The following is a 14863-nucleotide window of genomic DNA, read 5'->3' on the forward strand; positions in this document are numbered from 1 at the left end:
TCTGTCAACCCGCCTTGTTCACCCGCATGTACCAGTCCACCAGCCGGCGTACCTGCCGTTCTGTGTAGCCACGCTCGATCATGCGCTGCACGAATTCGTTGTGGCGCTTTTCCGTAACGCTGTCTTGCTTGGAGCCGAAGCTGATCACCGGCAAGAGGTCCTCGACCTGTCCGAACATCCGCTTCTCGATGACCTCGCGCAGTTTTTCATAGCTGGTCCATGACGGGTTGCGGCCGTGGTTTCTTGCGCGAGCGCGCAGAGTGAACTTCACCACCTCGTTACGGAAGTCCTTGGGATTGGCGATGCCTGCCGGTTTCTCGACCTGCGAAAGTTCGTTGTCCAGGATCTCCCGGTTGAGGATCTGGCCGGTGTCGGGGTCCTTGTAGTCCTGGTCCTCAATCCAGGCATCCGCATAGGCGATGTAGCGGTCGAAGAGGTTCTGGCCGTATTCGCTATAGGACTCCAGATAGGCCTTTTGGATTTCGTGGCCGATGAACTCGGCGTAGCGCGCCGCAAGCTCCGACTTGATGAATTCAAGATAGGCCGCTTCCGTTTCCTTCGGGAACTGCTCCCGCTTGATCGCCTCCTCCAGAATGTACATCAGATGCACAGGATCCGCGGCCACCTCCTCATTATCGAAGTTGAATGTCTGCGAAAGGATCTTAAAGGCAAAGCGCGTGCTGACGCCCGTCATGCCTTCATCGACGCCGGCGGCGTCGCGATATTCTTGGACCGACTTTGCCCTGGGATCGACTTCCTTCAGATTTTCGCCGTCATAGGCGCGCATCTTGGTGTAGAGCGGCGAGTTGTCGTGCTCGGCTAAGCGCGTCGAAACTGCAAAGCGGCTGAGGATGTCCAAAACTTCAGGGGCACAGGGGCTGGCGGCCAACTCGCTCTCACGCAGCAATTTCTCATAGATCTGCCTCTCTTCGGTGATCCGCAGGCAATAGGGTACCTTGACCACCAGGATGCGATCGAGAAACGCCTCGTTGTTCTTGTTGCTCTTGAACTGTTGCCATTCCGACTCGTTGGAATGGGCGACGATGATCCCCTGGTAGGGAAAGGCGCCGAAATTTTCAGTGCCGTTGTAGCTGCCTTCCTGTGTCGCGGTCAGCAGCGGATGCAGAACCTTGATGGGTGCCTTGAACATCTCGACGAATTCAAGCAGACCTTGCGTGGTCCGGTTCAGGCCACCGCTATAGGAATAGGCATCGGGGTCGGACTGGCTAAAATTTTCCAATTGCCTGATGTCGACCTTGCCGACCAGGGCCGAGACATCCTGATTGTTCTCATCGCCAGGTTCGGTCTTGGCAATGCCGATCTGGCGCAGCCGCGAAGGCATCAGCTTGACGACGCTGAATTTGGAAATGTCGCCAGACAATTCGTCGAGGCGCTTGGCCGCCCATGGCGAAATCAATCCGTTCAGCCGGCGCCGGGCTATGCCGTATTTATCCTCTAGCAGATCACCCATGTGATCGGGATGGAACAGCCCAAGCGGCGACTCGAAAACCGGGCTGATCTGGTTGCCGACCTTCAGCGTGTAGATCGGGCGCTGCTCCATCAGTTTCTTCAGGCGCTCGGCCAGAGAGGATTTGCCGCCGCCGACCGGGCCGAGGAGATAGAGGATCTGCTTGCGTTCTTCGAGCCCCTGCGAGGCATAGCGGAAATATCCAGCTATGCGCTCGATCGTATCCTCCATTCCATAGAAGTCAGAAAAATGAGGGTAGATCTTGAGGGTCCGATTCGCGAAAATGCGGCCGAGGCGCTCGTCTTTGCTGGTGTCAACCAGTTTTGGTTCGCCGATTGCGTCGACCATCCTTTCGGGCGCCGAAGCGTACATCGATTTGTCTTCCCGACAGGCAAGAAGATACTGTTGGATGCTGACCTCTTCGTCCGCCGCATTGGCATAAATTTCCGAAAAAAGATCGAAGACGTCGGATTGGGTTGCACGCATGATGTTCTGCCCTCGGAGCCGATCTGGATTCCAATCGCCTCATCACCTTCAACTGTCGGAAAGCATTGTTGGTTCCCTTCACATGAAGGAGAGTGGCTGCAATCCGGGTAGAAGGCTTGGGAGGAAACATTCGGAGTGGCTGGAATGGCGGGTTGCCCGGTGCTGCGGCGCTGATGGGCGGCGTTGTCGCCGGCCAGCTATCTCGATGGACACAAGCATCCGGCGACCTTCATCGCCTATTCGCGCGCCGAAGGCCGCGACGACCAATCGAAGGCTTTGCCAAACGCCTGCGCGCCATCGGCACTGAAGTGACGCTGTTCGACGGCAACGCCTACACGCATATGTCGATCAATCACGACTTCGGCGAGGACGGCGACGCGTTGACCGCCGCGATGCTGGCCTTCCTGAATGGACCGTCGGTTGATCCCCGATCCCCGCGAGGCGTCCTGGATCAGACCAAAAGCCCCGGCGGGACATTGCCGACCCGGCGGCTACAGGTGCAATTGTTCCTGAGTTGTCGATTGGGAAAGAAAATCATGAATGGCGCCGATCTGCTGTGCGACGTGCTCCTGGCCAATGACGTCACGGTCTGCTTCGCCAATCCTGGCACATCCGAAATGCATTTCGTTGCCGCACTGGACCGCAAACCTCAGATGCGCTGCGTGCTCGGCCTGTTCGAGGGCGTGGTGACCGGCGCCGCCGACGGCTATGCGCGCATGACCGACCGCCCGGCAGCAACGTTGCTGCATACCGGACCGGGTCTCGCCAACGGTTTGGCCAACATGCACAACGCAAGGCGTGCGCGCAGCCCGATGATCAACATTGTCGGCGACCATGCTTCCTACCATCTGCCGCTCGATGCCCCGCTGACCAGCGACATAGAAGGCCTGGCGTCGCCGATGTCGAACTGGGTTGGCCGCGTCAAGGGGCCGGCCGATATTGTGCCGGCCGCAGAGGCGGCTTTCCGCGCCTCACTCACGCCGCCTGGCGTCACGACCTTGATCCTGCCTGCGGATGCCGCCTGGGGCGAAGTTGCTGCGATTTCGCCTGGCAAGGTGAAGCTGGAGCCGCCGCCCGCCGTCGACATGGCTGTTGTGCGCACGATCGCCGAAGCAATCCGCGCCGCGCCGGGCCGTGTCGGCATGGTGGTGCGTGGGCAGGCGGCGCGCGCCGATGGACTTGAAATCGCAGGGAGAATGTCATCGGGAAGCGATGTCAGGCTGTTCAGTGAGGTTCTGATCGCCCGCATGCAGCGCGGCCGCGGGCGGTTCGCCCCGACCCGCATTCCCTATCCGGTCGATGCGGCGACGGCCATGCTCCGGGATATCGACTTGCTGGTGCTGGTCGGCGCCAAGGAGCCGGTTGCCTTCTTCGCCTATCCCGGCAAGCCCGGGCGGCTGGTTCGGGACGATTGCAAGGTGCTTTCGCTGGCGGCGCATGGCCAGGATCTGAAAGCGGCGCTGGAGGCGCTGGCTGCCGAGGTCGGCATCAAGCCGACGCAGCAATTCGCCGCCGCAACCGCCTTTCCAGACGAACCGACGCTGAGCGGCAGACTGACGGACGATGCCATCGCGCTGTCGGTGGCGCGCAAACTTCCGGCCAATGCCATCGTCTGCGACGAAGCGGTCACCTCGGCGAGACGGTTCTTCGCGCTATCCGCCTTTGCGGCGCCGCACGACTACATGATGGGTACGGGCGGATCGATCGGCGGCGGCATTCCGATGGCGACAGGAGCAGCGATCGCCTGCCCGGACCGCAAGGTGATCAATCTCGAGGCCGACGGCAGCGGCATGTACACGGTGCAGGGACTGTGGACCCAGGCCAGGGAAAAGCTTGACGTCGTGACCATCATCTTTTCCAACCGGACCTACGCCATCCTGCATGGCGAAATGAAGAATGTCGGGGTCAATGAGATCGGCGAGAACGCTAGGCGCATGCTCGATCTCGACCATCCGGCGCTGGACTGGGTTGCGCTGGCCAAAGGCATGGGCGTCGAGGCGGCCCGCGCCGACACGTGCGAGCGGTTCGACGCGCTGCTCGACAGTGCCCTGTCGCGTCCGGGACCGTTTCTCATCGAAGCGGTGATCTGAGGCGGAGAGACTTACCAACGGGTCTTTTCGCCGGGTGCAGCCGGTTCGATTGCCAGCGCATGGACGCCGGCTTGCAGCTCCGCTGCGAGCAATTCGTTGACGGCGCGGTGGCGATCGATGCGGCTCATGCCGGCAAAGACGGATGAGACGATGCGGACGCGAAAATGCGTCTCGCCGGTGCCGTCATAGGCACCGTGATCGTCGGAGCCGTGGTGGTGATGACCGGCATGAAGGTGGCTTTCATTGACGATCGCCAGCCGCTCCGGCGAAAACGCCTTGTTCAGCTTGTCTTCCATCGTCGCCTGTATGGACATCGCCATCTCCCTTCACCATATCTGCAAGGCGTGATCGGGAAATCGGATCGATCCCGCCGGGCCGCCACAAAAATCGCCATTCGCCCTGCTTTATGCCGCGATTCAGCGGTTAGGGCGATGATCGCGAAAATGTCAATTCTTGTTTCGCACGTGCGAACAGCCCATAAATGGGTGAGATGAAACCGTACCCCAAATATTTCGAGAAAATTCGGGTCCGTCCCGACAAGGATGCGGAGCTGAAGTCGCACTCGCCGATCTGCCAGTGGGACGGCTGCAAGGAGGCCGGTACCCACCGGGCGCCGGTCGGACGCATGAAGGAAGGCGAGTATTTTCAGTTCTGCTTCGATCATGTGCGCGAATACAACAAGGGTTTCAACTACTTCTCCGGCGTGCCGGACACCGAGATAGCCCGCTTCCAGAAGGAAGCGATGACCGGCCACCGGCCGACATGGAAGATGGGCGTCGCCGGCGCCTCGACGCGCTCCTCGCCCGATTTTGCCCAGCAGCGTTCCGGTCGCGCCGGCTATTACAACCGCATGCGCGATCCCTTCGATCTGTTCAAAGGGCCGAAGGACCCGCGCGAGGCGCGCGAACGCAAGGCCAAGCCGCTTGAGGCCAAGGCGCTGGAAACGCTTGGCCTTGATACAAAGGCGACTGGCAAGGACATCAAGGCGCGCTATAAGGAACTTGTGAAGCGCCACCATCCGGATGCGAATGGCGGCGATAGAGGTTCGGAAGACCGGTTCCGCGATGTGCTGCAGGCCTATCGCGTGCTCAAGCAGGCGGGTTTGTGCTGAGCAACCTAACGGTTCGTGTCGTTTTCCAACTTTCATAAGGGTGGAAAAGGCTCTAAGACCGCCCCCGGACAAAATCGATTGCCGGCGAAATCAGGCATTTCGCCCGTGGAGACTTGGATAGAGATGAACAAGGTCGATCGCGACATCGCCAATTTGCCCGACACGACGGTGTCGGTGAAAGACAAATTCGGCTTCGAGTCCAAGATGGTGGTGCCGGCCTATTCGGTGACCTCGGAACATGTGCCGGACATCGATCCGGATTATCTGTTCGACAAGGCGACGACGCTGGCGATCCTTGCCGGCTTTGCCTACAACCGCCGCGTCATGGTGTCTGGCTATCACGGCACCGGCAAATCGACCCATATCGAACAGGTCGCCGCCCGCCTTAACTGGCCCTGCGTGCGCGTCAACCTCGACAGCCATGTCAGCCGTATCGACCTCGTCGGCAAGGACGCCATCGTCGTCAAGGATGGCCTGCAGATCACCGAATTCCGCGACGGCATCCTGCCCTGGGCCTACCAGCACAATGTCGCGCTCTGCTTTGACGAGTACGATGCCGGCCGTCCGGACGTGATGTTCGTCATCCAGCGCGTGCTGGAATCGTCGGGCCGCCTGACGCTACTCGACCAGAGCCGGGTCATCCGCCCGCATCCGGCGTTCCGCTTGTTTTCGACCGCCAACACCGTTGGCCTCGGCGACACCACCGGCCTCTATCACGGCACGCAGCAGATCAACCAGGCGCAGATGGATCGCTGGTCAATCGTCACCACGCTGAACTACCTGCCGCACGACAATGAGGTGAACATCGTGCTGGCCAAGGCCAAGCACTATCGCGACGGCAAGGGCAAGGACATCGTCAACAAGATGGTGCGCGTCGCCGACATGACGCGCTCGGCCTTCATCAATGGCGATCTGTCGACCGTGATGAGCCCGCGTACCGTCATCACCTGGGCCGAAAATGCCGAGATCTTCGGCAATATCGGCATGGCGTTCCGGCTGACCTTCCTCAACAAATGCGACGAGCTGGAGCGTTCGGTGGTGGCCGAGTTCTACCAGCGCGCCTTCGGCGAGGATTTGCCCGAGAGCGCCGCCAACGTGGTGCTGGGCTGAGCAGAGCCTCGATGGCGGGTCCGGGCGACAACACGCGCAACAAGTCGAAGACGGGGTCTGAAGCCGACAGCTTCAAGCGTGCCGTCACCGTCTGCATGCGCGCCATCGCCGGCGACAAGGAGCTCGAAGTCGGTTTCGCCAAGGACCGCCCGGCGCTCGCCGGCAGCCGCGCCCGACTGCCCGAACTGCCGAAGAAAGCGTCCAAGACAGACATCGCGATTACTCGTGGCCTGGGCGATTCCATGGCGCTGAAGCGCGCCTGCCACGATCAGCGCATCCACACCAAACTGGCGCCGGAAGGCAAGCTGGCGCGCTCGATCTATGACGCCGTGGAACAGGCCCGCGTCGAGGCGATCGGCAGCCGCGCCATGCAAGGCGTCGCCGACAATATCGGCTCGATGCTGGAGGACAAATACGCCAAGGCCAACCTTGTCGACGTCAAGGACAAGGCCGACGCGCCGATCGAGGAAGCGCTGGCGCTGATGGTGCGCGAGAAGCTGACCGGGCGGCCGATCCCGAAGAGCGGCGAGCGTCTGGTCGACCTCTGGCGACCCTGGGTCGAGGAGAAGGCCAAGGCCGATCTCGACGGACTGTCGGCCAAGCTCGGCGACCAGCAGGCCTTCGCCCGCGTCGTGCGTGAGATGCTGGCGTCCATGGAGATGGCCGAGGAACTCGGCGACGATCAGGAGACCGAAGACTCCGAGGACAATGACGACAACCAGCCGCAAGGCGAGGAGCAGAGCGAGGAGGGCGGCGAAGAGGATTCCGGCTCCGAGCAGTCGCAGTCCGAGGATGCCGAGGCCTCGGCCGACGACGAACAGTCGTCCGAGACGGAGGCGTCCGACGCCACCGCCGACGATCTTTCCGACGATGACGATGCGGACGCCGAAACGCCGGGCGAAGCCCGCCGCAACGACAACCCCTTCACCAATCTGCCGAAAGAGATCGACTACAAGGTTTTCACCACCGCCTTCGACGAGACGGTCGGTGCGGAAGAGCTGTGCGAGGAGGAAGAACTCGACCGGCTGCGCGCCTTCCTCGACAAGCAGTTGGCCAATCTCTCCGGCGTCGTCGGCCGGCTCGCCAACCGGCTGCAGCGCCGCCTGATGGCGCAGCAGAACCGTTCCTGGGATTTCGACCTCGAAGAGGGTTATCTCGATCCGGCACGCCTGGTTCGTGTCGTCATCGATCCGATGCAGCCCTTGTCGTTCAAGCAGGAGCGCGACACCAAATTCCGCGACACGGTGGTGACGCTGGTGCTCGACAATTCGGGCTCGATGCGCGGTCGGCCGATCACGGTTGCCGCCACCTGTGCCGACATTCTGGCGCGCACGCTGGAGCGCTGCGGCGTCTCGGTCGAGATCCTCGGCTTCACCACGCGGGCGTGGAAGGGCGGACAGGCTCGCGAGAAGTGGCTGAAGGACGGCAAGCCGCCGAACCCCGGCCGGCTCAACGATCTGCGCCACATCATCTACAAATCCGCCGATCATCCGTGGCGTCGCGCCCGGCGCAATCTCGGCCTGATGATGCGCGAGGGCCTGCTCAAGGAAAACATCGACGGCGAGGCGTTGTTATGGGCGCACAACCGGCTGATCGCCCGGCCCGAACAGCGCAAGATCCTGATGATGATCTCGGACGGCGCGCCGGTGGACGATTCGACGCTGTCGGTCAATCCTGGCAACTATCTCGAGCGGCATCTGCGCGCCGTCATCGAGCTGATCGAGACGCGCTCGCCGGTCGAGCTGCTGGCCATCGGCATCGGCCACGACGTTACCCGCTATTACAGGCGCGCCGTCACCATCGTCGATGCCGAGGAACTGGCCGGCGCCATGACCGAGCAGCTGGCCTCGCTGTTTGCCGAGGAAAACGTGCGCGATACACGCCGCGGCGGCTACCGGCGCGCTGGATGATTTTTTTGCGCGGCGGGTTTCGGCAGATGCTCTTCGCGGTCACTGCCTTGTTCGGCATGGCGTTTGCGCCGGCCATCGCCGCCGGCCCAAGCGCGGTCGAGCCGGTCGAAGTCTCGGCGCGGCCGATCACCACCTTCAATATCGGCAGCGCCGACAAGCAGTTTGGGCTGCTGGAATTCGTCGGCGGTCTTGAGATGAACTCGACGACGCGCGATTTCGGCGCGCTGTCGGCATTTCGGTTCGTCAAACCTGGCAGCGATTTCATCGGCGTCGCCGATACGGGCTTCTGGTTCTTCGGCTCGATCACCCATGATGCCGACAAGCGGCCGTCCGGCATCCAGAATTTCCGCATGCAGCAGATGGTCGATGAAAAGGGCCGGCCGATCGACAGGAAATGGGAAGTCGATGCCGAGGGCCTTGCAGTCAAGGACGGCATCGCCACCGTCGGCTTCGAGCGCGATCACCGCGTCGCCCAGTTCAAGATTGACCCCAGCAACATGACGGCGCCGTTCAAGCAACTGAACTTTCTGGTTCCAGCCCGCGAACTGCGACAGAACCGCGGTTTCGAGACCGTCACCCACGCCAATCCCAACGGCCAGCACGAGGGCGGCCTCGTCGTGGTCTCGGAAAAGAGCTTGGACAAGGCTGGCAACATCTATGCCGCCATCATCGAAGGGCCGCACAAGGGCGTCTTCACGGTCAAGCGCAACGGCGATTTCGACATCACCGACGGCGCTTTCCTGCCGGATGGCGATCTCTTGCTGCTGGAGCGCAGTTTCTCGATGGCCGGCGGTGTCAGGATGCGGCTGCGACGCATCTATGGCGAAAGCGTCGAGAAGGGCGCGGTTGCCGACGGGCCGGTGCTGATGGAAGCCGACATGGGCTACCAGATCGACAATATGGAAGGGCTCGACGTCTGGACCCGCGATGACGGAGCGCTGATGGTGTCGCTGATCTCGGACGACAACCATTCGATCCTGCAGCGCAACCTCTATCTGGAATTCATCCTGCACCAGGATTGAGAGCCCTAAGGCTTGGTGGCGATCCAGATGACGTGGCGCGCGCCGCGCTTGCCATTGGCGCGCGTCTTCACCTCGTCCACGACAAAGCCCGCCTGCTTGAGCCTAAGTGTGAAGCCGGCATCGGGGCCTTGCGACCAAACAGCCAGCACGCCGCCGGGCCTGAGCGCTGCACGCGCCGCGCCGAGGCCGGCAGCGCCATAGAGGGCGTCGTTGCCCTTGTAGACGATGCCTTCGGGGCCATTGTCGACATCGAGCAGGATGGCGTCCCAGGCTGCCTTGTCGGATCTTATGATGTGCCCGGCGTCGGCTTCGCGAACCGTCACACGGGGATCGTCGAGACAGCCGGCGAAGACCGCCTCCATGGGGCCGCGCGCCCAGGCGATGACGGCGGGGACAAGCTCGGCAACGGTGATGCCTGCGTCGGCGCCCATTTGGGCAAGCGCAGCGCGCAGCGTAAAACCCATGCCGAGGCCGCCGATCAGGATTTTCGGTTGGGCGCGGCCGCCGATCTTTTCACAGGAGAGCTTGGCCAGCGCTTCCTCGGAGCCGCTGAGGCGGCTGTTCATCAGCTCATTGGTGCCGAGCATGATCGAGAATTCGCTGCCGCGCTGCTTGAGGCGCAGTTCCTGTCCGCCGTCAGGCGTTTTGGCCGAGCCGAGCTGGACCCAGGGAATCACGGCCTAGACAGCCACGGCCGGCTGGCTCCAGTGGGCGGCGAGCAGCCGGTAGGGGATCAGGGCCACAACAGCGATGATCAGCTTCACCGAGAGGTCGCCCAGCGCCCAGGAGACCCAGCGCATGGACTCGACCGGCAGCACGCCCATCAGCGGCGCCGTCTCCAGCGCAAAGCTGTCGTTCGGGCCGGCAAAAGCGAAGGCGGCCGAAAAGGCGATGCTGAAGAACACCAGGGTGTCGAACACCGAGCCGACCAGCGTGCCGACGATCGGCGCGCGCCACCAGCTCTGCCGGCGCAACCGGTTGAACACGGTGACGTCGAGCAATTGCGCGCAAAGGAAGGCCGCGCCGGAAGCTGTGGCGATGCGCACCAGCCGGTCGGCTGATGTCTCGAACTCGATCAGGCCGTGGCGAAACAGGAAGGGCGGGACGAGGATCGAGCAGACTACCGCGGTCATGAAGCCGACAAGGACGATGCGGCGCGCCACGGTCGGCCCGTAGCGGCGGTTGGCAAGGTCGGTGACCAGGAAGGAGAAGGGATAGGTGAAGGCGCCCCAGGTCAGGATGTCGCCCAGCGACAGACCGCCGGCCTGGCCCTGCATCGGGAACTGCACGAGGATGTTCGATGCCACGACGACAAGCGCCATGGCGGCCACAAAGGGCAGATATCGCGAGAAGGAAGTCATTTTTTTATCCTGGGTAATGGAACCAGCCAGGCGCTAGCCGAAGTTCGGGTCGCGCTGCCTTAGAAGTTTTGAGCATCGGATTGCTCCGATGCTCAGGGCGGTCGTCCCCCGCCTTGATATCGTTAAGCGGCGGGCTGGTCGGCCAGCTTCTTGGCGATCTGCTTCTTCAACAGGCGCGCGCGCTGCGACAATTCCTTGGCGTCGGCCTTGGCCAGGAAGGCGTCGAGGCCGCCGCGATGCTCGACCGAACGCAGCGCGTTGGCCGAAATGCGCAGGCGCACATTCTGGTTCAGCGCTTCCGAAATCAGCGTCACATTGACGAGGTTCGGCAGGAAGCGGCGCTTGGTCTTGTTGTTGGCGTGGCTCACATTGTTGCCGGTCTGGACTGCCTTGGCAGTGAGTTCGCAGGTGCGGGACATGGTTCTAACCTTCAGTTCTGTCTAGCCTGCCAAACCTTGTTCGCCCGCGCCGGGTGGCGCGCGGTTTCAGTCAGGCGGCCTTATGGAAAAGTTGGCGTTCCATAGTTGCATTTCGCCAATGCGTCAAGCTCCGGCTTGCCCACGACTGTGACGAGCGTTTCACATAAAGGCCGGAATTCAGCCTATAAGCGGTCGGACAGGGACATCTTAAGCCGGAGTCGCCCGCCTCCGGTTAAAAAAAATCAAGGACCGAGCCCGCCATGCTTCGCCCGTCACATGCCGTTGTCGCCATACTTGTCGCCGCCTTGCCGACATCAACCCTTGCCGCCGCGCCCGCAGCCACCGCACAGTCCTTCAAGGGCGAATACACGGTGTCGTTCCTCGGCCTTTCCGTGGCCAAGGCGACATTTTCCAGCCACTACGAAGGCGGTAGCTATTCCATAGACGGCACCGTCTCCAGCGCCGGTCTCGCCACCTTGTTCGACGACACGAGCGGCACGATCTCGTCAAAGGGCAAGATCCTGGGCAAGCAGATGCAGCCACAGGTATTTCGCGCCGATTATAAGTCCGGCAAGAAGGCTTCCATGGTCGATATCCGCTTTGCCAATGGCGCGGTTACCGCCACCCAGGTCATTCCCGAGCCGAAAAAGCGCAATCCCAAAAACTGGATACCGCTGGGCAGCAACGATCTGGCATCGGTGCTCGATCCGATGGCGGCTACCGTCATCCATGCTGACAGCCTCGACCAGGTCTGTGGGCGCAAGGTGAAATTCTATGACGGCGAGATGCGCGCCGACCTGACGCTGACCTACGCCTCGAAAGGATCGATCTCGGTCAAGGGCTACAAGGGTGACACCGTTACCTGCAAGATGAGCTTCGAGCCGGTGGCAGGCTACCGCAAGGGCCGCAAGGCGCTGAATTACCTGAAGAAGAAGAGCCAGATGATGGTGACGTTTGCACCGCTCGGCCAAACCGGCATATATGCGCCGATCCACGCCACGGTCGGGACGCAGATCGGCACCTTGACTGTCAGCGCGGGGCGGTTCGAAGCAACTGAATAGACGCGCCCACCCGAATAGAATTGGGGCGCGTCGCCGGAGACGGGCATGGGGCGCGCAACACTGATCGGTTTCTCGGCGGTCGCCATGTGGGCGCTGCTGGCGTTGCTCACCGATGCGTCGGGCGCCGTGCCGCCATTCTTGCTCTCGGCCATCACCTTCACCATCGGCACCGCAGTCGGGCTGGTTGCCCGGCTGTTCATGCCGGCGACCGATAAAAGCCTGAAGATCCCACGCCAGGTCTGGGTGATCGGCATTGCCGGACTGTTCGGCTACCATTTCTTCTATTTCACCGCGCTGCGCAACGCGCCGGCGGTGGAGGCAAGCCTGATCGCCTATCTGTGGCCGCTGCTGATCGTGCTCGGATCAGCGCTGATGCCGGGCGAGAAGCTGGCCTGGAACCACGTCGTCGGCGCGCTGCTCGGGCTCGCCGGGACCGTGCTGATCGTCACCAAGGGTGGCGGCCTCGCCTTCGATGCTCGCTACACCTTCGGCTATGCGATGGCGGCCGTCTGTGCGCTGCTGTGGTCGTCCTATTCGCTGCTGTCGCGGCGCTTTCCGGCGGTGCCAACCTCGATCGTCACCTGGTTCTGCGCCGCCACGGCAGCCCTGTCCCTCATCTGCCATCTTCTGCTGGAAAAGACGGTGCTGCCCGATGGCCCCGGCCAGTGGCTGGCGGTGGTTGGTTTGGGGTTGATGCCGGTGGGTGCCGCCTTCTACGCCTGGGATATCGGCGTCAAACGAGGCAACATCCAGGTGCTCGGCGCGGCAAGCTATGCGGCGCCACTGCTGTCGACATTGGTGCTGATCGCGGCGGGCGTTGCCGAGCCGTCGCTGCGTATCCTGGCTGCCTGCGTACTGATCACCGGCGGCGCGGCGCTGGCGGCGAAATCGTTGTTCCTGCGCAAGGCGGCAACTGGCGGGGCAAGCGCATGACGATGCCGTTTGCCGGCGGCATCGACGCCAACGCAAATGCAACATTGATTTTTTCGCTGGTGGCGGCAGTGATCTACGCCTTCACCCTGGATATGCGGCCGACGCTGGCCCGCTCGGCGGCAAAGACGCTGGCCGTGGCCATGCTTGCGGCACTCGCCTTCATGCAAGGTGGGCCGCTGTTGCTCGTCGTCGCACTGCTGCTCAGCGGCGTCGGCGATGCCTTCCTGTCGCGTGACGGCGAAAAGGCCTTCCTCGGCGGGCTGGCCAGCTTCCTTGCGGCGCATGTCCTCTATGTGCCGCTCTTCCTGCTCGGCGGCGGCGGGCTGGATGTGCTCAGCACCGAGACATGGCGCGGCGCCATCGCGCTTGCCATGGCGGCCTTCGCAGTCGTCATGCTGGCGGCGCTCTGGCGCCGTGTCAGTCCCGGCCTGCGGGTGCCGATCGCCATCTATATCGCGGCCATTCTGGCGATGGGCATCTCGGCGTTGACGCTCGCCAATCCGTGGGTCATCGGCGGCGCTGTTATGTTCATGGCATCGGACGGGCTGCTTGCCGCGGAGAAATTCCTGGTTCCGGCAATAGCACCCTATCGCGCCGGCATCCGTTATGCGGTCTGGGTGCTCTACTATGCCGCCCAGCTCTGCATAACTCTTGGTTTTCTTCTGGCCTAAGGCTGCCAGCCCGGCTCGGCCATTTCAAACGCGGCGAAGTCGAAGCCCGGCGCCACGGTGCAGCCGACCAACGTCCATTCGCCGAGGCTGCGCGCCGATTGCCACCAGCCGGCCGGCACGACGATCTGCGGCCGCTCGCCCGCCGCAAGCTCAATGCCGAGCACCTGCTCGATCACCTGGTTAAGCATTGGACTACCTTCCTCGCACATCGACAGCGCCAGCGGCGCTCCGGCATGGAAGTGCCAGACCTCGGCCGCGTCCTTGACCCGGTGCCAGGCCGAAATCTGGTCCTGTTCAAGGAGGAAATAGATCGCCGTCGAATGGCCACGCGCGCCACCGGCGCCGTCGCGAAAGGTCTCGGCATACCAGCCGCCTTCCGGATGCGGCTTGAGGCCGAGCGTGGCGATGATTTCAGCGGCGCTGGTCATGGCTGATCCCGGTACGATGCTCAGAAATTGTCCTTGCGCTTGCGGATTTCCGCGAACACTTCGGCGTCCGGGGCCGCCTCCATACCGAGATGCTTGCGGATCGCCGGGTCGTGCCAGCGCAGGAACGGATTGGTCGACAATTCCTCGCCGATCGTGGTCGGCAGCGTCGCCTTGTTGTCGGCGCGCAGGGTCTCGATTTTGGCGGCGCGTTCCCTGAGCGCCGAATTGGTCGGGTCGACGGTCAACGCAAAGCGGGCGTTCGAAAGCGTATACTCATGGCCGCAATAGATGACCGTGTCCGCCGGGAGTGCGGCGAGCTTCTTCAGCGACTCATACATCACCGGCGGCTTGCATTCGAACAGCCGGCCGCAGCCGAGCGCGAACAAAGTGTCGGCGGTGAACGCCACTTTCGAGGCCGGAAAATGATAGGAGACATGGCCCGCAGTGTGGCCGGGCGTGGCGATGACATCGATCCGCTCGCCGCCGAGATGGACGACCGAGCCTTGCCCGACGGTCTCGTCGATGCCGGGGATCTTTTCCTTTTCAGCCTCCGGTCCGACGATGCGCAGCTTGAAGCGCTCCTTCAGCGCCAGATTGGCCTCGACATGGTCGACATGGTGGTGGGTGGTCAGGATCATCGTCGGCTTCCAGCCGGTACGCTCGATCGCGGCAATGATCGGCGCTTCTTCGGGCGCGTCGATAATGGCGGTCTCGCCGCTTTTCGGGTCATGCACCAGCACGCCGAAATTGTCGCTGCGGCACATGAACTGTTCGATTTCGACGGGCATTGGCA

The 14863-nt window shown here is 62.5% G+C and carries 15 protein-coding genes; 8 read left to right on the plus strand and 7 right to left on the minus strand.

Annotated elements, in window-relative coordinates:
- Positions 1 to 4: 4 nt before the first annotated feature.
- The gene (locus tag NL532_RS06970; protein WP_023686732.1) at positions 5 to 1954 is read right to left on the minus strand and encodes a PrkA family serine protein kinase; all 1950 of its coding nucleotides are present in this window, start codon (positions 1952 to 1954) and stop codon (positions 5 to 7) included.
- A 536-nt stretch (positions 1955 to 2490) separates the two neighbouring features.
- Between NL532_RS06970 and NL532_RS06975 the strand changes: the two genes are divergently transcribed.
- On the plus strand, positions 2491 to 4044 hold the full coding sequence (locus NL532_RS06975) for an acetolactate synthase large subunit (protein WP_023701378.1): 1554 nt from the start codon (positions 2491 to 2493) through the stop codon (positions 4042 to 4044).
- A gap of 11 nt (positions 4045 to 4055) precedes the next feature.
- Here the strand turns inward: NL532_RS06975 and NL532_RS06980 are convergent, their stop codons facing one another.
- Positions 4056 to 4358, minus strand: a complete 303-nt coding sequence (locus NL532_RS06980) for a BolA family protein (RefSeq protein WP_023670675.1) — start codon at positions 4356 to 4358, stop codon at positions 4056 to 4058.
- A 167-nt stretch (positions 4359 to 4525) separates the two neighbouring features.
- Here NL532_RS06980 and NL532_RS06985 point away from each other — a divergent pair, with 167 nt between their 5' ends.
- The 4 genes from NL532_RS06985 to NL532_RS07000 all read left to right on the plus strand — a co-directional run bounded on the left by NL532_RS06985 (position 4526) and on the right by NL532_RS07000 (position 9197).
- Positions 4526 to 5155, plus strand: coding sequence for a J domain-containing protein (locus NL532_RS06985; RefSeq protein ID WP_032887126.1), 630 nt, complete (start codon positions 4526 to 4528; stop codon positions 5153 to 5155).
- A 123-nt stretch (positions 5156 to 5278) separates the two neighbouring features.
- Positions 5279 to 6265 carry a cobaltochelatase subunit CobS gene (gene cobS, locus NL532_RS06990; RefSeq protein WP_023670677.1) on the plus strand — a complete coding sequence of 329 codons (987 nt, stop codon included), beginning with the start codon at positions 5279 to 5281 and terminating at the stop codon, positions 6263 to 6265.
- An 11-nt stretch (positions 6266 to 6276) separates the two neighbouring features.
- A complete protein-coding gene (gene cobT / locus NL532_RS06995; RefSeq protein WP_023694051.1) occupies positions 6277 to 8175 on the plus strand; it encodes a cobaltochelatase subunit CobT in 1899 nt (632 codons plus the stop codon).
- On the plus strand, positions 8172 to 9197 hold the full coding sequence (locus NL532_RS07000; protein WP_023731083.1) for an esterase-like activity of phytase family protein: 1026 nt from the start codon (positions 8172 to 8174) through the stop codon (positions 9195 to 9197). The genes cobT and NL532_RS07000 overlap by 4 nt, the downstream gene beginning before the upstream one ends.
- 5 nt (positions 9198 to 9202) lie before the next feature.
- Here the strand turns inward: NL532_RS07000 and NL532_RS07005 are convergent, their stop codons facing one another.
- The 3 genes from NL532_RS07005 to rpmB all read right to left on the minus strand — a co-directional run bounded on the left by NL532_RS07005 (position 9203) and on the right by rpmB (position 10977).
- Entirely contained in the window at positions 9203 to 9874 is a 672-nt protein-coding gene (locus NL532_RS07005; protein WP_023686729.1) for a polyamine aminopropyltransferase, read from the minus strand.
- A 3-nt stretch (positions 9875 to 9877) separates the two neighbouring features.
- Positions 9878 to 10558 (minus strand): queuosine precursor transporter, encoded by a 681-nt coding sequence (locus NL532_RS07010; RefSeq protein WP_023731082.1) that lies wholly within the window; start codon positions 10556 to 10558, stop codon positions 9878 to 9880.
- A 122-nt stretch (positions 10559 to 10680) separates the two neighbouring features.
- On the minus strand, positions 10681 to 10977 hold the full coding sequence (gene rpmB / locus NL532_RS07015; protein WP_023670682.1) for a 50S ribosomal protein L28: 297 nt from the start codon (positions 10975 to 10977) through the stop codon (positions 10681 to 10683).
- Positions 10978 to 11237: 260 nt separating this feature from the next.
- Here rpmB and NL532_RS07020 point away from each other — a divergent pair, with 260 nt between their 5' ends.
- From NL532_RS07020 to NL532_RS07030, 3 genes are read left to right on the plus strand one after another with little or no spacing between them, the layout of a single operon-like run.
- Positions 11238 to 12038 carry a DUF3108 domain-containing protein gene (locus tag NL532_RS07020; protein ID WP_023670683.1) on the plus strand — a complete coding sequence of 267 codons (801 nt, stop codon included), beginning with the start codon at positions 11238 to 11240 and terminating at the stop codon, positions 12036 to 12038.
- A gap of 45 nt (positions 12039 to 12083) precedes the next feature.
- Complete coding sequence (gene yddG / locus NL532_RS07025) at positions 12084 to 12971, plus strand: aromatic amino acid exporter YddG (protein WP_023670684.1); 888 nt, start codon at positions 12084 to 12086, stop codon at positions 12969 to 12971.
- Positions 12968 to 13642 (plus strand): lysoplasmalogenase family protein, encoded by a 675-nt coding sequence (locus NL532_RS07030; protein ID WP_023699113.1) that lies wholly within the window; start codon positions 12968 to 12970, stop codon positions 13640 to 13642. Before yddG ends, NL532_RS07030 begins: the two co-directional genes overlap by 4 nt.
- Here the strand turns inward: NL532_RS07030 and NL532_RS07035 are convergent.
- Entirely contained in the window at positions 13639 to 14070 is a 432-nt protein-coding gene (locus NL532_RS07035; RefSeq protein ID WP_023828397.1) for a cupin domain-containing protein, read from the minus strand. The two genes, NL532_RS07030 and NL532_RS07035, sit on opposite strands and share 4 nt — an antisense overlap.
- Positions 14071 to 14090: 20 nt before the next feature.
- Positions 14091 to 14858, minus strand: coding sequence for a hydroxyacylglutathione hydrolase (gene gloB, locus NL532_RS07040; RefSeq protein WP_023701385.1), 768 nt, complete (start codon positions 14856 to 14858; stop codon positions 14091 to 14093).
- Positions 14859 to 14863: the final 5 nt, after the last annotated feature.

Source organism: Mesorhizobium sp. C120A, assembly GCF_030323105.1.
Taxonomy (GTDB): Bacteria; Pseudomonadota; Alphaproteobacteria; order Rhizobiales; family Rhizobiaceae; genus Mesorhizobium.